Annotated in this window: 17 protein-coding genes; 9 read left to right on the top strand and 8 right to left on the bottom strand. The window is 55.0% G+C overall.

The genetic code is table 11. The annotated features are described in order from the left end of the window. The first annotated feature begins 217 nt into the window (after nt 1-217). Entirely contained in the window at nt 218-982 is a 765-nt protein-coding gene (locus EJE49_RS02995) for a glycosyltransferase family 2 protein (RefSeq protein WP_124948923.1), read from the top strand. A 12-nt stretch (nt 983-994) separates the two neighbouring features. Here the strand turns inward: EJE49_RS02995 and leuA are convergent, their stop codons facing one another. Further along, nucleotides 995-2,659, bottom strand: a complete 1,665-nt coding sequence (gene leuA, locus EJE49_RS03000; protein ID WP_124948924.1) for a 2-isopropylmalate synthase — start codon at nt 2,657-2,659, stop codon at nt 995-997. 163 nt (nt 2,660-2,822) lie between these two features. On the opposite strand from leuA, the gene EJE49_RS03005 reads away from it, so the two are divergent. Beyond that, nucleotides 2,823-3,305, top strand: coding sequence for an Lrp/AsnC family transcriptional regulator (locus EJE49_RS03005; protein WP_223246719.1), 483 nt, complete (start codon nt 2,823-2,825; stop codon nt 3,303-3,305). Nucleotides 3,306-3,405: 100 nt separating this feature from the next. Here the strand turns inward: EJE49_RS03005 and EJE49_RS03010 are convergent, their stop codons facing one another. The 5 genes from EJE49_RS03010 to EJE49_RS03030 all read right to left on the bottom strand — a co-directional run bounded on the left by EJE49_RS03010 (nt 3,406) and on the right by EJE49_RS03030 (nt 5,577). Further along, the gene (locus EJE49_RS03010) at nt 3,406-3,969 is read right to left on the bottom strand and encodes a lipid-binding SYLF domain-containing protein (RefSeq protein WP_223246720.1); all 564 of its coding nucleotides are present in this window, start codon (nt 3,967-3,969) and stop codon (nt 3,406-3,408) included. Between the two features lie 148 nt (nt 3,970-4,117). After that, the gene (locus tag EJE49_RS03015) at nt 4,118-4,303 is read right to left on the bottom strand and encodes a CsbD family protein (protein WP_124948925.1); all 186 of its coding nucleotides are present in this window, start codon (nt 4,301-4,303) and stop codon (nt 4,118-4,120) included. 166 nt (nt 4,304-4,469) lie between these two features. Continuing rightward, the gene (locus tag EJE49_RS03020; protein WP_124948926.1) at nt 4,470-4,682 is read right to left on the bottom strand and encodes a hypothetical protein; all 213 of its coding nucleotides are present in this window, start codon (nt 4,680-4,682) and stop codon (nt 4,470-4,472) included. 33 nt (nt 4,683-4,715) lie between these two features. After that, nucleotides 4,716-4,862: a lmo0937 family membrane protein gene (locus EJE49_RS03025; RefSeq protein WP_124948927.1), complete on the bottom strand. Its 147-nt coding sequence runs from the start codon at nt 4,860-4,862 to the stop codon at nt 4,716-4,718. Between the two features lie 217 nt (nt 4,863-5,079). Then, on the bottom strand, nt 5,080-5,577 hold the full coding sequence (locus EJE49_RS03030; protein WP_124948928.1) for an Lrp/AsnC ligand binding domain-containing protein: 498 nt from the start codon (nt 5,575-5,577) through the stop codon (nt 5,080-5,082). Nucleotides 5,578-5,756: 179 nt separating this feature from the next. Between EJE49_RS03030 and EJE49_RS03035 the strand changes: the two genes are divergently transcribed. The 3 genes from EJE49_RS03035 to EJE49_RS03045 are packed head-to-tail and all read left to right on the top strand — an operon-like array spanning nt 5,757 to nt 8,557. Further along, nucleotides 5,757-7,064 (top strand): D-amino acid dehydrogenase, encoded by a 1,308-nt coding sequence (locus EJE49_RS03035; protein ID WP_124948929.1) that lies wholly within the window; start codon nt 5,757-5,759, stop codon nt 7,062-7,064. A gap of 12 nt (nt 7,065-7,076) precedes the next feature. Continuing rightward, the gene (gene alr, locus EJE49_RS03040; RefSeq protein WP_124948930.1) at nt 7,077-8,180 is read left to right on the top strand and encodes an alanine racemase; all 1,104 of its coding nucleotides are present in this window, start codon (nt 7,077-7,079) and stop codon (nt 8,178-8,180) included. Nucleotides 8,181-8,182: 2 nt separating this feature from the next. Continuing rightward, nucleotides 8,183-8,557, top strand: a complete 375-nt coding sequence (locus tag EJE49_RS03045; protein WP_124948931.1) for a RidA family protein — start codon at nt 8,183-8,185, stop codon at nt 8,555-8,557. A 40-nt stretch (nt 8,558-8,597) separates the two neighbouring features. On the opposite strand, the gene EJE49_RS03050 is transcribed toward EJE49_RS03045, so the two are convergent. Further along, entirely contained in the window at nt 8,598-9,977 is a 1,380-nt protein-coding gene (locus tag EJE49_RS03050) for an aspartate aminotransferase family protein (protein WP_124948932.1), read from the bottom strand. Between the two features lie 242 nt (nt 9,978-10,219). Here EJE49_RS03050 and EJE49_RS03055 point away from each other — a divergent pair, with 242 nt between their 5' ends. Continuing rightward, nucleotides 10,220-11,527 (top strand): NAD(P)/FAD-dependent oxidoreductase, encoded by a 1,308-nt coding sequence (locus tag EJE49_RS03055; protein ID WP_189941645.1) that lies wholly within the window; start codon nt 10,220-10,222, stop codon nt 11,525-11,527. A 3-nt stretch (nt 11,528-11,530) separates the two neighbouring features. Here the strand turns inward: EJE49_RS03055 and pdxR are convergent, their stop codons facing one another. Further along, the gene (pdxR, locus tag EJE49_RS03060) at nt 11,531-13,027 is read right to left on the bottom strand and encodes a MocR-like pyridoxine biosynthesis transcription factor PdxR (RefSeq protein WP_124948933.1); all 1,497 of its coding nucleotides are present in this window, start codon (nt 13,025-13,027) and stop codon (nt 11,531-11,533) included. A 261-nt stretch (nt 13,028-13,288) separates the two neighbouring features. Here pdxR and EJE49_RS03065 point away from each other — a divergent pair, with 261 nt between their 5' ends. From EJE49_RS03065 to EJE49_RS03075, 3 genes are read left to right on the top strand one after another with little or no spacing between them, the layout of a single operon-like run. Further along, nucleotides 13,289-14,059 (top strand): gamma-glutamyl-gamma-aminobutyrate hydrolase family protein, encoded by a 771-nt coding sequence (locus tag EJE49_RS03065; protein ID WP_124948934.1) that lies wholly within the window; start codon nt 13,289-13,291, stop codon nt 14,057-14,059. Between the two features lie 28 nt (nt 14,060-14,087). Further along, entirely contained in the window at nt 14,088-15,458 is a 1,371-nt protein-coding gene (locus EJE49_RS03070; RefSeq protein WP_124948935.1) for a glutamine synthetase family protein, read from the top strand. Nucleotides 15,459-15,499: 41 nt separating this feature from the next. Next, the gene (locus tag EJE49_RS03075; RefSeq protein WP_124948936.1) at nt 15,500-16,873 is read left to right on the top strand and encodes an aspartate aminotransferase family protein; all 1,374 of its coding nucleotides are present in this window, start codon (nt 15,500-15,502) and stop codon (nt 16,871-16,873) included. Nucleotides 16,874-16,930: the final 57 nt, after the last annotated feature.

Raw genomic sequence — 16,930 nt, forward strand, 5'->3', positions numbered from 1 at the left:
ACCAGGTCAACCAGATGGTCATGTATCCGCTAGGTGGTCAGCCGGGTATAACCAGAATGTCATGACGATAGGCTATAATTCGCGCATCAGCGACTGTCCCGGAATTATGCGTGGGTGGTGCGCGTTAGATAAATGCGCTATCGCAAAGCTGAAAAATATAAAATTAATCGCCGTAATCCCCTATCCAACCAGACCCAACACAAACTACCGTATTGCCATGACCACGACTTCAACCTCACATCTCGTCCTCATACCCAGTTATAACCCGGGTGAGAAAGTTTATGAAACCGTGCGTGACGCGCGTCAGTACTGGCAGCCGGTATGGGTGGTGGTCGATGGCAGCACCGACGGCACCGCTGCTGGCCTGCAAGCCATGGCTGCCGAAGATGCTGGTCTGCGCGTCATTGTGCTGGAGCATAACCAGGGCAAAGGCGCTGCGGTGTTGCATGGCATCAATCTGGCCGCGCAGGCCGGATACACCCATGTGCTGACCATGGATTCAGACGGCCAGCATCCCGCCGAGCAGATCCCAGTATTTATGGCGGCATCTATCAAGCAACCCGCTGCGATGGTGCTGGGCAAGCCGGTGTTTGATGCCAGCGCCCCCGCATTACGCGTTCAGGGTCGTCGCGTGTCGAATGCCTGGGCTAATCTGGAAACACTGTGGGCAGGCATAGGCGACTCACTGTTCGGCTTTCGTGTCTATCCTATTGCGCCTTTGCAAAAGGTGATGCGTTTTCAGCCGTGGATGCGGCACTTTGACTTCGACCCTGAAGCAGTGGTGCGACTGTGCTGGCGCGGAGTTAAGCCGGTTAACCTGCCGGCTCAGGTGCGCTATTACCGTGTCGAAGAAGGCGGCGTATCGCATTTCCGTTACCTGCGCGACAATCTGCTGCTAAGCTGGATGCACCTGCGACTGTTCCTCGGGTTCGTGCTGCGGCTGCCGCTGTTGCTGGTAAGGCGCATGCTCGGGCGATTCTAGTCTCAGTCAGCGTTACCCAACCAACCGGTTGACCCCGCTCACCAGCGCCTTGATCGAGGCGGTGACAATATTGGCATCCATGCCCACACCATAGCATTCGCCGCCATGTTCGGGGCTGGTCACTTCCATGAAGGCGCAGGCCAGTGCATTGCCGCCATCGCCGCTGCTGCCCATGGAGCGTTCTTCATAACTGCGTACTTGCACATTCATGCACAGGCCGCGCAAGGCGTGTGCTGCCGCATCAATCGGGCCATTGCCTTCGCCAGTCAATACATGACTCACGCCGTTCTGTGTTACGGTCAAGCGGATGCCTTGCGCTGCGCCATGTTCGAACAGGTGGTGCTCCACATAGCTGAGCGGCGCGTCGCTGGCGAGATAGGTGTGGGTAAATAGTGCCCAGATGTCGGCAGCGCTCATTTCCCCGCCATGTTCATCCACATAGCGCTGTACCACGCCGGAGAATTCCACTTGCAACCGGCGCGGCATGACTATGCCGTATTCGGTTTCCAGCAGATAGGCGATACCGCCCTTGCCCGACTGGCTGTTGACGCGGATCACCGAGTCGTAGCTGCGGCCGACGTCGGCCGGGTCGATGGGCAGGTAGGGCACGTTCCATAAAGTGTCCGGTTGCTGTGCGGCAAAGCCTTTTTTGATGGCGTCCTGATGCGAGCCGGAAAAAGCGGTGAACACCAGATCGCCGACGTAAGGGTGGCGCGGGTGAATCGGCAACTGGGTGCAGTATTCGGCGGTGCGCGCCACGGCATTGATGTCGGAGAAGTCCAGTCCCGGTGCCACACCCTGCGTATACAAATTAAGCGCCAGAGTGACGATATCGACGTTGCCGGTGCGTTCACCGTTGCCGAACAGGCAGCCCTCAACCCGGTCGGCCCCTGCCATCAATCCCAGTTCGGCAGCCGCTACCGCAGTGCCGCGGTCGTTGTGCGGATGCAGGCTGAGAATGACGCTGTCGCGGCGCGCGAGGTGACGGTGCATCCACTCGATTTGGTCGGCGTACACATTCGGTGTGGCTGTCTCCACGGTGGTTGGCAAGTTGAGAATGATCTTGTTGTCCGGGGTAGCGTCCCAGGCCGCTGTCACCGCGTCGCACACTTCCAGCGCGAAATCGAGCTCGGTGGCGGTGAAGGTTTCCGGACTGTATTCCAGTACCCATTCAGTTTCCGGCTGCTCGGCAGCCAGTTGCTTGATCAACTTTACTGAGGAGACCGCCATGTCAATGACTTCCGTCTTGCTCATGCCGAACACGATGTCGCGGAAAGGTTTGGAGGTGGCATTGTAAACGTGGACGATAGCGCGACGTGCGCCTTTGAGTGACTCCATGGTGCGGCGAATCAGATGCTCGCGTGCCTGGGTGAGCACCTCGATGGTGACGTCGGCGGGGATGTGGCCACCTTCGATGATGTGCCGTACGAAATCAAAATCGGTCTGCGAGGCAGACGGGAATGCCACCTCAATTTCCTTGAAGCCGATGTCGCACAAGGTGCGGAACATGCGCAGCTTACGCTCAGCGTTCATTGGTTCGAACAATGACTGATTGCCGTCGCGCAGATCCGTGCTCATCCACATCGGTGGTGCCGTAATGGTACGGTTCGGCCACTGCCGGTCGGCAAGCTGCACGGGTGGAAACGGTGCGTATTTGCTGGATGGGTTGGGTAACATAATCTTCGGCTCCTTAATGTTGAACGGCTCTATTCAATAGGAGATATGGTACGCAAAAATGGATAGCAGGTGCTTGCGTAATTGTGTTAAATAATCATATTAATTGGCATAATATTGCGATATATTGTAATTTATTTAATTTATATGCCTTTTATTAAAAACCATGAGCAATATTATTAATATTGACAGATTCGATCGGCAGATTCTGCGCCTGCTGCAACAGGATGGGCGCATCAGTAATCAGGAATTGGCCGACCGTATCGGCCTGTCGCCATCGCCTTGTCTGCGCAGGGTGCGTGCGCTGGAAGACGCGGGCTACATTACCGGTTATCGCGCGCTGGTTGATGCCAAGGTGCTTGGCCTGGCGTTGATGGCCTTGATTCATATCTCCATGGATCAGCATACCCCGGAGCGTTTTGATTATTTTGAAATAGCCATAGCCGAGATACCTGAGGTCATGGAGTGTCTGCTGATTACCGGTCAGGCGGCTGATTATCAGCTTAAAGTGCTGGTCAAAGACATGGATGCGTATCAGGAATTGTTGCTGAACAGAATCAACCGGATTCCGGGCGTGACCGGGGTGCGTTCCAGCTTTGTGCTGCGGCGGGTGGTGGATAAAACAGCGGTGGATGTGGGTGAGAGTTAGTTGTTTTAACAACCAGTTTGTTGTAACAGCATGGCAGGCGCTGGTACAAAAAAACTGCACTGCTGGCATTGCAAGCCAATTTCAGTGCAGTCTTGAAGCATTAACGCTTGATAGGCGAGATTTTAGTGCCTTCGATACTGATGCCGGCCATGAGTCCTTGCTGATCGAATATAAACGCATAGGCATCATCTTTCAGTGTCGATGATGATAGGTTCTTGGCAATACCCTCATTCACCACCACCACTGTTGGTCCTACACCGATTTCCCATCCCTTGGATTTGTCGAGATACCTCACGGCTTTGTCGCTCATCAGGAATACGACATAGCCGTATGACTGGGCACCAGCCTGCAAGCCCCAGGAGGCAGAAACGGAATTGTAGTAGCCAGTGACATTAGCGCCCTTGTACAGAACGCCTTCGCCATAACTGCCGCCAAATACCAGTCCGGCTTTGACAATGTTAGGGAACACAAGTATTGCCTTGGCTGATTTTGAAATGACCTCTGCTATAGGACGAGACTTGTACAGGGTGTGTAATGCCTGATTGGCATCATTATTCAAGTCCTCTGCGGTTGCGGCATTCGCCTGACCGCTCGTTGCACCCAGCGAGAATGCAGCAGCGGTAACAAACAAAATTTTAATTAAATTGCGTCGCATATTCATCATGATGAACCTCCTGGTGTTGGGAATGGTCATTTTTGACCTGATTGGCAAAATGCCAGGATATATCGAAGAGCGACTACCCTGTTATAAAGCTGAACGAGGCAATCGCGCTTGAGACATCTGCTTTTATTTCATGTAGCACATCAGCAGATTAGATTGAGCGCACTTTGGCTTTGATGATTGCTTCCACATCACCAATTGCCTTCTGGACGTTTCCAGTGATCTGTTTTTCCAGTCCTTTGGATTGTTGCTCATCACTCTTAATTAACTTTCCTGCTGCTTCCTGCGTTTGGCCGACGAGGTCTTTTACGGTGCCTTGAATCTGGTCTTTATTCATGGGAATCTCCTGATAAAACCTTAGATTGCCTCTGTTTTCAGGCTACGTCTGTGCGTAACCTAACATAGTGGAAATTATTGATAATTGCTTGGTGTTTTAAGTGAGGAGTGAAGTGGAATAGCGAATATCACACTATGCAGTGATGACTTTGCTCTACTAGTTACAGCTATTTGCGCACAATCAGCAGAACCAACCCCGCTGCTATCGCGCCTACGCCGACCCAGACAGGAATGTTTACCGTTTCCTTGTCCTTGACTGACAACTCTATCGGTCCAATCTTGGCCTGATGCGTTTCCTTGGTATAGGTAAAACTGCCATATGCCAATGCCAAGCCGCCGGCTACGATTAATATGACTGCTAACATTTTGAATGCATTCATCAATATTCTCCTGCATGGTGTTTTTTCAGATTGTTACAGCCGTCGACCCTGAATGACACGCAACAAAATCACTACGATGGCGATGATCAGAAGAATGTGTATGAATCCGCCCATGGTGTAGGAGGAAACCAAGCCAAGCAACCAGAGCACAATCAGAATAACGGCGATGGTTCCGAGCATTTTCAATCCTCCTTATAGAACGAACAGGCTATCTGTCAGCGCGGCAATGGCGAAGCGGTTCGAGTGCTTGATAAGCATCTGCATGTACACAACATAATACGGATGCAAACAGAGTGGCCAGCCTGCTTTCTGGTTTAAATATAGACCATACCCGGAATGATGCAAGGCGTTCGTTAATCGGTATGCAGGGGACATCCGAATTATCCATTGTGTTGCCTTAGTTCTGGGTTTCGTTCAGTGGCAGGTTCAGGGTCTCTTTGACTTCTTCCATGACGATATAGCTTCTTGATTCCTGTGCGCCAGGAAGGGTGAGCAGGATGTCGCCCAGCAGTTTACGGTAGTCGGCCATCTTGGGGATGCGCGCTTTTACCAGATAATCAAAATCGCCTGATACCAGGTGGCACTCCAGCACACTCGGCAGTTTGATAATTTCCTGTTTGAATTTCTCGAAGATCACCCCCGATTTGGCAGATAGCTTGATTTCCACAAACACCAGCAGTGACAGTTGCAGGGCATGCGGGTCGAGGCGGGCATGATAGCCGAGGATGACGTGTTCCTTTTCCATGCGTTTGACCCGCTCGCCGCAAGGGGTGACGGAGAGACCGACTTGTTCGGCCAGGTCGGTAATGGAAATACGCGCATCTTGCTGCAAAATGGCGAGTATCTTGCGGTCGATTTTGTCCAGTTCACGGACGGCGTGGGTGCGGATGCGCATGGAATTCTCCTTGGGGTACCGTAATTCGTGAATTTTCGGGAAATACAACATGTTAAATTCATTAATATAGAAATTTATACTGTGTATCGGTAAATATAAAGATAATTTTTCTGCTGTTGCGGATATAAACTTCCTTTATGCACTGAATGTTTCAAATGGATATTGTGCGGAGGTGTGTGATGCGTGTCGTCGTGCTTGGAAGTGGAGTGGTGGGCATAACCAGTGCCTATTATCTGGCGCGAGCCGGTCTTGATGTGACCGTGGTGGATCGGCAATCCGGGCCGGGCATGGAAACCAGCTTTGCCAATGCCGGCCAGGTTTCGCCGGGCTACTCGGCGCCGTGGGCGGCCCCGGGGATTCCGCTGAAAGCCGCCAAATGGCTGTTTCAGCACCACGCGCCACTTGCTATCCGGCCGGATGGTTCGCTCTGGCAGTTGCAATGGATGGGTATGATGCTACGCAACTGCACGGTTGAGCGCTATGCGCTCAACAAGTCGCGCATGGTGCGACTCGCTGAATATAGCAGGGATTGCCTGCGCGAGCTGCGTGCCGAAACCGGCATAGCTTATGAACAGCGCACCCAAGGCACACTGCAGGTGTTTCGCAGCCAGCAGCAACTGGACGCGGCAGCCAAGGATATTGCGGTACTTGCCGAATGTGGCGTGCCGTATGCATTGCTTGACCGTGAAGGCTGCGCAAAGATCGAGCCTGCACTGGGGCTGGTTAAGGAAAAGCTGGTCGGTGGCTTGCGCTTGCCGGGTGATGAAACCGGAGATTGCCAGCTATTTACCACTCGCCTTGCCGAAGAGGCGAAAAAGCTGGGAGTGATATTTCACTACAATTTGCCGGTAGATCGGCTACTGAGTGCCAATGGCCGCATTATTGGCGTCGAGGCCGGTGGCGAACGCATCATGGGTGATCAGTTCGTAGTGGCCATGGGCAGTTATTCGCGCCCTATGCTGCAGGCGCTGGGGATTGATATACCTGTGTATCCGGTCAAAGGCTATTCACTGACTGTGCCAATTACCAATGCCGCCGCCTCACCTGTTTCCACCGTCATGGATGAAACCTACAAAGTGGCGATTACCCGATTTGATGACCGCATCCGTCTGGGCGGCATGGCCGAGCTGGCCGGTTTTGATCTGACGCTCAATCCGCGCCGTCGCGCCACCCTGGAAATGGTGGCTGGCGACCTGTTCCCGCAGGGTGGCGACATACCTGCGGCTAGCTTCTGGACCGGATTGCGTCCGATGACGCCTGACGGCACGCCTATCATCGGGGCGACCCGTTACGATAATCTTTGGCTTAATACCGGTCATGGCACGCTAGGCTGGACGATGTCCTGTGGCTCGGCACAGGTACTGGCGGATTTGGTGGCTGGAAGGACTCCGGCCATCGCGGCAGATGATCTGGGCTTGTGCCGCTATGATAGCAAGCATGGTGGATGCCATGCCAAGACAGCGCTTGGCAGTCAGATGGCAGGTTGACGGGGAGATGCGATGAGTCGTCCTGCTGTTGCCCGTATCCGCCTGGATGCGTTCCGCCATAATTATCGATTAGCCAAAAAGCTGCACGGTGGTAGTGCGCTGGCAGTAATCAAGGCCAATGCTTACGGGCATGGTGCCGTGCAATGCGCGCGCGCCATTGCCGACGAGGCTGATGGCTTTGCCGTAGCGGCGATCGAGGAGGCGCTGATCCTGCGTGCAGCGGGCATTACTGCACCCATATTGCTGCTGGAAGGATTTTTTGAATCAGCAGAGTTGCCAGAGATTGAGGCAAATAATTTGTGGATTGTGGTGCACCATCTGTGGCAGGTTGAGGCGCTGATGGCAGCCAGGTTATATAGTCCGCTCACCGTCTGGCTGAAAATGGACAGTGGTATGCATCGGGTGGGGTTGGCGCCTGAAGTTTACCGGCAAGCCTATGAACGGCTGAAGCAGCACCCCAATGTTGCGCACATCGTGCTGATGAGCCATTTTGCGCGTGCGGATGAGCCGGGTTCCAATTATACGGTGCGGCAAATACAGGCTTTTCAGACGGCGATTGCCGGCATCAGCGCGCCGGTCAGCCTGACTAATTCTGCGGGGGTGCTGGGCTGGCCGGGCGCTTATGCGGACTGGGCCCGGCCCGGCATCATGCTGTACGGGGCGAATCCGTTTGCAGGACAGGCAGGCAGTTTCGGCATGTCAGTCGATGAGCGCCTGCGCCCGGTGATGCAGCTGGAGTCGGCGCTGATCTCAGTGCGCACCCTGCCTGCGGGCGAAGCGCTGGGTTATGGCGGTATTTTTGTTGCCGAGCAGCCTACCCGGGTCGGGGTAGTGGCTTGTGGGTATGCCGACGGCTATCCGCGCGTGGCTCCGATGGGCACTGCCGTGGCGGTGGATGGTAAACTGACCCGAGTGATCGGGCGGGTATCCATGGATATGCTGACGGTGGATCTGACTGATCTGCCTGCAGCGAATCCGGGCAGTCGCGTCGAACTGTGGGGCGATCAGGTACCGGTGAGCGAGATAGCTGAGCGTGCCGGAACCATAGCCTATGAATTATTATGTAACGTCAAACGCGTCCGTTTCGAATATACGGATATATCAACTGAGGAGTAATGATGAAACTGATACAAACGCAACATGCACCGGCTGCAATCGGCCCGTATTCACAAGCTGTGGTGGCGGGATCGATGTTATTCACTTCCGGGCAGATTCCATTGCGTGCTGACGGCACGCTGGTAGAGGGCGATATAGTAGTACAGACCCGGCAGGTGTTCGATAATCTGCGCGCTGTGATCGAAGCAGCAGGCGGCACGGTGGCACAGGTAGTAAAAACCACGGTATTCCTCAAGGATCTGCAGGATTTCGCGGCAATGAATGGGGTGTACGAGGCTGCGTTCGGCAGCCACCGCCCGGCGCGTTCAGCGGTACAGGTTGCGCGTCTGCCTCGCGATGTACTGATTGAAATCGAAGCAATTGTGTTGTTGTCCTGAGCGTACTCAATGCCATGCATAAATGTGCATAGCTATTTGCTCATGCTTTCCGTGGGCTTTGGGTTAGGGCGGTCAGGCAATCAGCGAATATATTGAGCAGTTTGCTGATATCTTGATGGCTGGTGGCCGGACAGATCAGCATCATGTTGTGGAATGGAGTGAGTAATACGCCACGGTTGAGCAGGAACAGGTGGATCGCGTGTTCCAGCGTATCGTGCTGGGCTGCGCGTGCCTGTCTGGCGTTGAGCGGGGCACTGGCACAGAATTGCAGTTCGAGACGCGCACCGATGCGGGTGATACACCATGGCAGATCATGGCGGTGCAAGGCGTCACGCAGGCCGTGTTCCAGCGTGGCAGCGAGTTCCAGCATGTGCGTATAGGCGCTGGCTGTGGCGACTTCGGTCAGCGTGGCATGGATGGCGGCTAGCGTCAGCATATTGCCGGAAAGCGTGGTGCCGATGCCGGAGTGGCCAGGCGGTGCAGCATCCTTAGCGGCTTGCATGCGTGCTGCCAGTGCTGCGCTGAAACCATAGGCGGCTGCCGGCAATCCACCGGCAATCGGTTTGCCTACCACGACAAAGTCCGGCTCTATCCCGGCATTGCGTGCCCAGCCGCCGCGACCGCTGGAGATGGTATGGGTTTCATCCAGCACCAGCAGTGTGCCATAGCGCTGCGTCAGTTCACGCAGGCCGGCGATGAAACCGGGCAGCGCCGGTACCATGCCGCAGTTGGTCAGAGCCGGCTCGGTAAGCAGACAGGCGTAGTCTCCTTTTGCCAGTTCGCGTTCCACAGCGGCCAGATCGTTAAAGTCCACTGCGACGGTATGCACGCCCGGATCGGTGTTCTGCCCGAGCAGGCTGGCGCGGCTGACGGTGTGGCCATCAACCACATCGACCATGGTGTCATCTACCGTGCCGTGGTAGCAGCCATCGAACACCAGCAGCTTTTGCCGTCCGGTGATTGCGCGCGCCCAGCGCAGCACGAAACGGTTGGCGTCGGTAGCGGTGGTCACCAGTTGCCAGTACGGCAGGCCGAACTGGTCGGTCAGTGCGGTGCCGACATCCGGCGAGATCACGTCCGGCAGCATGGTGGTAAAGCCGCGCCGTGCCTGCTGTTCCAGTGCGCGGGCTACCGGCTCCGGGCTGTGGCCGAACATGGCGCCAGTATCGCCCAGGCAGAAGTCGGTATAGTCAATGCCGTCGGCACAGTTGAAGTGCGCACCGTGCGCCTGGCGCACAAACAGCGGGGTCGGTGTGCCCCAGTCGTGCATCCAGTGCAAGGGCACGCCATACAGAAAATGCTGGCTGGACTGTCTGGCCAGTTGCGCTGACGCGGGGTGCAGTTGCAGATAGCGCTGACATTCGGTTTCCAGCAAATTGGCAGCATTGATGCTGAGGTGATCGTTGCGGGTGGTATGCATGTATGACCTTTACTGGCGCCTGACAAATGGCTCCATTGTTTGTGTAAAAGTGGCTCTGGTGATTGGGCCATTATCCAGGTTAGTATCCTACTCAACTTTCGCTCCCTATAGCAAGCGCTCTATGTTTTTTCAGTGCATGCCGTTTCATGACAACCATGCCGAGCAGACCCGCAGTGCTGCGGCAACCCCGGTCTGGACTTGGCTGTGTGGACGCATGGCCGCAACATGAAGGAAAGATATTTATGCTCGCCTGTGAACAAAAACTGATTCAGGATTCCTACTATGCTGACAGCTTTAACCTCCGGCTCAGTTACCCCCGGCTCGAAGGGGAAACGGAAGCGGACGTCTGTGTGGTTGGCGCCGGTCTGGCAGGCCTGTCAGCTGCGATCGAGCTGGCAGATCGCGGTTATTCGGTGGTCGTGCTGGAGGCTGAAACCGTGGGCTGGGGTGCCAGCGGCCGCAATGGCGGGCAGATTATCTCCGGTCTGGCCTGTGATCAATCCGTGATTGAGAAAGCCCTGGGCTTTGATGCCGCGCGCAAGGTCTGGGATGTCACCATCGAGGCGCTCGATCTGGTGCGTGCACGGGTTCAACGCTTCGATATCCAGTGCGATCTGGTGGATGGTTTTCTCGGCGTGGCGGTAGGGGAGCGTAAAGGTTCAGCGTTGCGCGCATGGTACGAGGGCATGGCCAAACGCTACCAATACGACAGCGATACCGAATGGATAGAGCCGCATGCGTTGCATCAGTGGATAGACAGTCCGCGTTTTCACAGTGGCTATCATGATCGCCGTTCCGGACACCTGCATCCGCTCAACTATACGCTTGGATTGGCGCGGGGAGCGCAGGGTCTTGGGGTGCAGATATTTGAACACTCGCCAGTGCAGGCAATGAGCAAAGGTGAACCGGCGCAACTGCAGACGGGCCACGGCAGCGTCAAGGCACGTTTCGTCGTGCTTGCCGGTAACATGTATTTGCCGGAAGTTGCTCCCGGGCTGGCACCGGCATTGGTCAAGCGAATTATGCCGGTAGGCACCTATATCGTCGCTACCGAGCCGCTGGATCCGGCGCTGACTGCCGAACTGATTCCTACTCAATCGGCTGTGTGCGATTCCAATTTCGTACTGGATTATTTCCGTTTTTCTGCGGATAACCGCATGCTGTTTGGTGGACGGGTCAGTTATAGCACGATGACGCCGCCGAATCTGAAGGAAGACATGCATAAGCGCATGAAGCGGGTATTTCCGCAACTGGCCAGTGCCAAAGTGGCGTATTCCTGGGGTGGGTTTGTCGATATCACCATGAATCGTGCGCCGGATTTTGGCCGGGTGGCGCCGAATGTGTATTACCTGCAGGGGTTTTCCGGCCATGGCGTGGCCCTCACCGGCATGGCCGGCAAGATGGTGGCCGAAGCCATCGCCGGACAGGCGGAGCGCCTTGATCTGATGGCGCGTATTCCGCATCATGATTTCCCTGGCGGCAGGGTGCTGCGCACTCCCGCGCTGGTGCTGGGTATGGCCTGGTATCGTTTGCGCGACGCGCTGGGTTGATCTTTAGTGGCTGAGCGCGGCCTGGATCACGTCGGCAAGGATGCGACCATAGGGCGCAATGCGCTCGGTGGCGGCATAGGCGTAGCCAATAATCAGCCCTTTCTCGCGATGCTCGCCGATGCCGTAACCGGATAGCGGGTAGACACGCAGACCTTGTTCTGCCGCCAGTTCAGCGACGCGCACATCATCACAGTAGGACGGCAGTTCCACCACCAGATGCAGACCCGAACCAGCTGGCGGCAGTCGCGCGCCGACGCTGGTGACTGGCGCCAGCGCTTTCTGTAGCAGGCGGCGTCGTTCGCCGTAAATCTGCCGCAGGCGGCGGATATGGCTGGCAAAATGGCCTTCTTCAATGAACTCGGCCAGCGCCGCCTGAATAACCACCTGGCCCGGGCGTTGCAATTCGTACAGGCCACGCTTGAAGCTTTCGGCCAGATCGGGCGGCACTACCAGATAGCCCAGCTTGATGCCGGGGTACATGACCTTGGAAAAGGTGCCGAGATACAGCACGCGCCCGCTCTGATCCATGCCTTGCAGGGAGGACAGCGGACGGCCCTCAAAACGAAACTCACTGTCGTAATCATCTTCCAGTATCCACGCGCCCTGGTTGGCTGCATAGTCGAGCAGCAGACGCCGGCGTCCGTAACTCATCACCACGCCTTTGGGGTACTGGTGAGATGGTGTGGTGTAGATAAGACGCGGAGGGCGACGAAAGTCGGCATTGCCTGGCGCCATTCCCTCATCGTCAACAGGTACCGGGTGTAATTGCAGGCCGTTAACTTCCAGTACCCGGCGTGCGCCCCAGTAGCAGGGATTCTCTACCCAGACGCGGTCGCCATGATCGGTAAGCAGACGGGCACACAGGTCGATGGACTGCTGGGTGCCGGAAGTGATCAGGATTTGTTCGACGGTGAGATTGACGGCACGTGACATGCGCAGGTAATTGGCGATGGCTCGACGTAGCGGCAAGTAGCCACCGGCATGACCATAATCCAGATGGGACGGTTGCGGATCACGCCACTGACGGTTGAGCAACCGGCGCCAGAGCTGGGTTGGAAAAGCAGAAAAATCATCTTCACCCGGCGCAAAGGGTTGTACCTCATAACTGGGCTGCTCTGCCAGTCCTGCAGCAATAGCGCCGCGTTTGGACAGGCCGGCCGCGCTTTTTGTGGCATCGGCTACACCTGCTGCTCGGGCATTTTTCTGTTCGGTAAATTCATCCGGGAATGTTGATGCAACCCGTGTTCCGCTGCCGGTTTGGGAAATGACATAACCTTCATCGTGCAACTGCTCGAATGCTGCCAGCAACGTATTGCGCGATAGCCCCAGCGCTTCTGCCAGGCTGCGGGTAGAGGGCAACCGGGTGCCGGGCGTAAGGTGATGACTGGCAATCGCGCGGCGGATGGATTCGTACACTCTGCGGTGCGCAGGCATCCGCGCCGGGAAGCGCCCGATTTTGAGTTCGTTAAGCAACCATTCAGAGATGGTCAGAGATTCCACGGTAATTGCTCCTGAGGATATTAAATGGCACTATCAAAATATTCAAAATGGCTCTTGTGAGATTGCCAATTTAAGCGAAGAATACATCTGTAGTAACCAGTTTATCAATAAAAAATATTATATAAAACATTATGTTGTTTACTGTTTGTAAGATATTTATTTATTGCTATGCTTAACTGACTGGATTGGTTTTTTATCCAGAAAAGGTGCCAATTCATAAACAGGCAAGAAGCTGCTTGTCATTAAGATGAGGATGTACAAATGATTCAGAATCACACACCGGTAGTATTGTTGCCGGCAGACAGCAGGCAGCTTGGCGATCATCCATTTCATGTGGCTGGTCACAAGTATGTCAATGCAGTTGTGCAGGCAGCGCAAGCTTTGCCCTTGATTATTCCGGCGCTGGGGTCAGCGCATGATGTAGCTGCATTGCTGGAAGTGGCTGACGGTATTTTGCTGCCCGGGGCGGTATCCAATGTTCACCCATCCCACTTCGATCAGGCCGTGCGCGATCCGTCATTGCCGCTTGATCCTGAGCGTGATGGTTTAACCCTGCGACTGATTCGCGCTGCGGTGGAAGCGGGTATTCCTGTGCTGGGTATCTGCCGCGGCTTTCAGGAAATCAATGTGGCGTTTGGCGGCAGCTTGCACCAGGCTGTTCATGAGGTCGCTGGCAAGGCCGATCACCGTGAGCCGGATGTGCAGGCGCTGGAAGAGCAGTACGCACAGGTGCATACGGTATGTACTGTTGCGGGTGGCCAGCTGGCAGCAATCACAGGTTGCAGTGAATTCATGGTTAATTCCTTGCATGGTCAGGGTATAGATAGGCTGGGTGCCGGGCTGGTGGCTGAGGCGTATGCGCCGGATGGTCTGATTGAGGCCATCAGTGTTGCGGGTGCAAAAAGCTTTGCGCTGGCAGTGCAGTGGCATCCGGAATGGAATGTAATGAATACGCCACCGTATCTGGCGATATTTCGTGCCTTTGGTGCAGCCTGCCAGGCACGCGTTTTGCAACGTAGCATTGGAAACTAATCATAATTAGACGTATTGGAGAATATAAATGGCTGAACGTAAAAATTTTTCCCATGCCGACATGGAGCAGTGGCTGGCTGAAAATCGCGTGACTGAAATCGAATGTCTAGTTCCAGACCTCACGGGTGTGGCGCGTGGCAAAATATTGCCGCGCGAGAAATTTACTGCCGAGCGTGCGATGCGCTTGCCTGAAGCGGTGCTGGGCGTAACAGTAACCGGCGAGTCGCCTCAGCATCATGATGGCTATGACAATGTCTTCGGGTTTACCGATAAGGACATGGTGCTGGTGCCTGATCCGAGCACGGTGCGGCTGGTGCCGTGGGCGGTTGACCCAACGGCTCAGGTCATCATGGACTGCTTCTTTCATGACGGTACGCCGGTGGATTTTGCGCCGCGCAATGTCCTGCGCCGGGTTGCAGATCTATACAAGAACATGGGCTGGACGCCGATTGTGGCACCCGAGCTGGAGTTTTATCTGCTGGCCCGTAATACCGACCCAAATCAGCCACTGGTGCCGCCTATCGGACGTAGCGGGCGTGCTGAAACCAGTCGGCAGTTATATAGCATCGATGCAGTGAACGAATTTGATCCGCTGTTTGAAGATATCTACGATTACTGCGACATCATGGGGCTGGAGCTGGATACGCTGATTCACGAGTTCGGCGCCGGACAGATGGAAATCAACTTCCTGCACGATGAGCCGATGATACTGGCAGACAAGGTATTCTTCTTTAAACGCACCCTGCGTGAAGCAGCGTTGCGCCATAACATGTATGCCACCTTCATGGCCAAGCCCATGACCAATGAGCCGGGTTCGGCTATGCACATCCATCAGAGCGTGATTGATACCAAAACCGGCCTGAATATTTTCAGTAATGCAGATGGTAGTGAATCGCCTTTATTTCAGCATTATATTGCCGGTTTGCAAAAGTATCTGCCTGCAGCCATGGCGTTGCTGGCACCTTACGTTAACTCGTATCGTCGCATCGTGCGCCACGGTGCTGCGCCTATCAACATCGAATGGGGTTATGACAACCGCACGGTGGGTATTCGTGTGCCTATTTCCGAGCCGGAAGCACGTCGTGTCGAGAACCGCGTGGTGGGCGCGGATGCCAATCCTTATCTGGCGATGGCCGTGACCCTGGCATGCGGTTATCTGGGTATCGTTGAAAAACTGGCACCGAGCGCGGTGACCACAGGCAGTGCATATGACTCGAACTATCAGCTGCCACGCGAACTATCTGAAGCATTGCGTTTGCTGGATGCGTGCAAACCATTGCACGACGTATTGGGCAAGCGCTTTCTGGATGTCTATGTGGCGGTGAAAGAAACCGAGCACGAAGAATTCATGCGCGTGATCAGTCCCTGGGAGCGCGAGCATCTGCTGATGCACGTCTGATCTTAAATTAACGAACCCGGTTTATGAACAAGGAGAACACCATGCCGCTCACGACCCGCGAAGTACAAACGCTGGATTCGGCACATTACATGCATCCATTTACCGACCATAAAGCGCTTGCGGCTAAAGGCGCGCGAGTCATCACCCGTGGTGAAGGGGTGTATATCTGGGATTCGGAAGGCAACAAGATTTTTGACGGCATGTCCGGCCTGTGGTGTGTCAACGTCGGTTATGGTCGCAAGGAGCTGGTGGCGGCAGCCGCGCAGCAGATGGAAGTGCTGCCGTACTACAACAGTTTTTTTCAGACCACCAATGTGCCTGCGGCACAACTGGCAGAGCGTATTGTCAGTCTGGCCGGAGAACGTTTTTCTCATGTGTTTTACAGTTCTTCCGGCTCGGAATCCAACGACACCATCGTGCGCATGGTGCGGCATTACTGGACTACATTAGAGCAGCCTGAGCGCAGTGTGATTATCAGCCGCAAAAACGCCTACCATGGCTCGACCATGTGCGGTGCTTCGCTGGGTGGCATGTCGGGCATGCATGCTCAGGGTGGGTTGCCGATTCCGGGCATCGTTCATATAGAACAGCCTTATCATTTCGGTCTGGCACCCGATCAGGATAAGGATGCGTTCGGTATTGAAGCTGCTGGCTGGCTGGAACAGAAAATACTGGAGGTCGGCCCGGAAAAAGTGGCTGCTTTTATCGGCGAGCCAATACAGGGTGCAGGCGGGGTTATTATTCCGCCGAAAACCTACTGGCCGGAAATCCAGCGTATCTGCGACAAGTACGGCATTCTGCTGATTTGCGATGAAGTGATCTGCGGTTTCGGGCGTCTGGGTGCGTGGTTTGGTTCCGAATTGATGGGTGCGAAGCCGGATCTGATAACATTCGCCAAAGGTGTGACTTCCGGTTATATCCCGCTGGGTGGTGTGGTAGTGGGTAAACGGGTGGCAGACGTACTGATTGAGAAGGGGGGCGAATTCAATCATGGCTACACCTATTCCGGTCATCCGGTTGCCTGCGCTGTAGCCCTGGCTAATCTGGATATTATCGAAAAAGAAGGTCTGGTGGATCGTGTGCGCGACGAAACCGGGCCGTATCTGGCGCAACATTTCGCGGCATTGTCCGATCATCCGCTGGTCGCGGCTGCCGAAACATTCGGCATGGTGGGTGGCTTGGTGCTGATGAAAGATAAATCGCAACATCTGGTGTTTGATGAAGCGCTGGAAGTCGGTATGCTTTGTCGTAGCCACTGTTTTGCCAATGGCCTTATCATGCGTGCTGTAGGTGATCGCATGATCATCGCACCGCCGCTGGCATGCACCAGGGCGGATATCGACGAAATGATGAAGCGGGTGCGCATCTGTCTGGATGCAACGCTGAAGGATGTACAATTGCGTGGCTGGATGTAAATAAAAAAGCTCGGCACAGATGACTGCCGGGTATGAAATTGTCGTGATAGGATTACT

The organism is Sulfuriferula thiophila (genome assembly GCF_003864975.1).
Taxonomy (GTDB): domain Bacteria; phylum Pseudomonadota; class Gammaproteobacteria; order Burkholderiales; family Sulfuriferulaceae; genus Sulfuriferula; species Sulfuriferula thiophila.

What these genes read in the sequence shown, in the direction of transcription:
- EJE49_RS02995 (WP_124948923.1), top strand. Translation starts at nt 218, where the DNA reads ATGACCACGACTTCAACCTCACATCTCGTCCTCATACCCAGTTATAAC.
- leuA (WP_124948924.1), bottom strand. Translation starts at nt 2,659, where the DNA reads ATGTTACCCAACCCATCCAGCAAATACGCACCGTTTCCACCCGTGCAG.
- EJE49_RS03005 (WP_223246719.1), top strand. Translation starts at nt 2,823, where the DNA reads ATGAGCAATATTATTAATATTGACAGATTCGATCGGCAGATTCTGCGC.
- EJE49_RS03010 (WP_223246720.1), bottom strand. Translation starts at nt 3,969, where the DNA reads ATGATGAATATGCGACGCAATTTAATTAAAATTTTGTTTGTTACCGCT.
- EJE49_RS03015 (WP_124948925.1), bottom strand. Translation starts at nt 4,303, where the DNA reads ATGAATAAAGACCAGATTCAAGGCACCGTAAAAGACCTCGTCGGCCAA.
- EJE49_RS03020 (WP_124948926.1), bottom strand. Translation starts at nt 4,682, where the DNA reads ATGAATGCATTCAAAATGTTAGCAGTCATATTAATCGTAGCCGGCGGC.
- EJE49_RS03025 (WP_124948927.1), bottom strand. Translation starts at nt 4,862, where the DNA reads ATGCTCGGAACCATCGCCGTTATTCTGATTGTGCTCTGGTTGCTTGGC.
- EJE49_RS03030 (WP_124948928.1), bottom strand. Translation starts at nt 5,577, where the DNA reads ATGCGCATCCGCACCCACGCCGTCCGTGAACTGGACAAAATCGACCGC.
- EJE49_RS03035 (WP_124948929.1), top strand. Translation starts at nt 5,757, where the DNA reads ATGCGTGTCGTCGTGCTTGGAAGTGGAGTGGTGGGCATAACCAGTGCC.
- alr (WP_124948930.1), top strand. Translation starts at nt 7,077, where the DNA reads ATGAGTCGTCCTGCTGTTGCCCGTATCCGCCTGGATGCGTTCCGCCAT.
- EJE49_RS03045 (WP_124948931.1), top strand. Translation starts at nt 8,183, where the DNA reads ATGAAACTGATACAAACGCAACATGCACCGGCTGCAATCGGCCCGTAT.
- EJE49_RS03050 (WP_124948932.1), bottom strand. Translation starts at nt 9,977, where the DNA reads ATGCATACCACCCGCAACGATCACCTCAGCATCAATGCTGCCAATTTG.
- EJE49_RS03055 (WP_189941645.1), top strand. Translation starts at nt 10,220, where the DNA reads ATGCTCGCCTGTGAACAAAAACTGATTCAGGATTCCTACTATGCTGAC.
- EJE49_RS03065 (WP_124948934.1), top strand. Translation starts at nt 13,289, where the DNA reads ATGATTCAGAATCACACACCGGTAGTATTGTTGCCGGCAGACAGCAGG.
- EJE49_RS03070 (WP_124948935.1), top strand. Translation starts at nt 14,088, where the DNA reads ATGGCTGAACGTAAAAATTTTTCCCATGCCGACATGGAGCAGTGGCTG.
- EJE49_RS03075 (WP_124948936.1), top strand. Translation starts at nt 15,500, where the DNA reads ATGCCGCTCACGACCCGCGAAGTACAAACGCTGGATTCGGCACATTAC.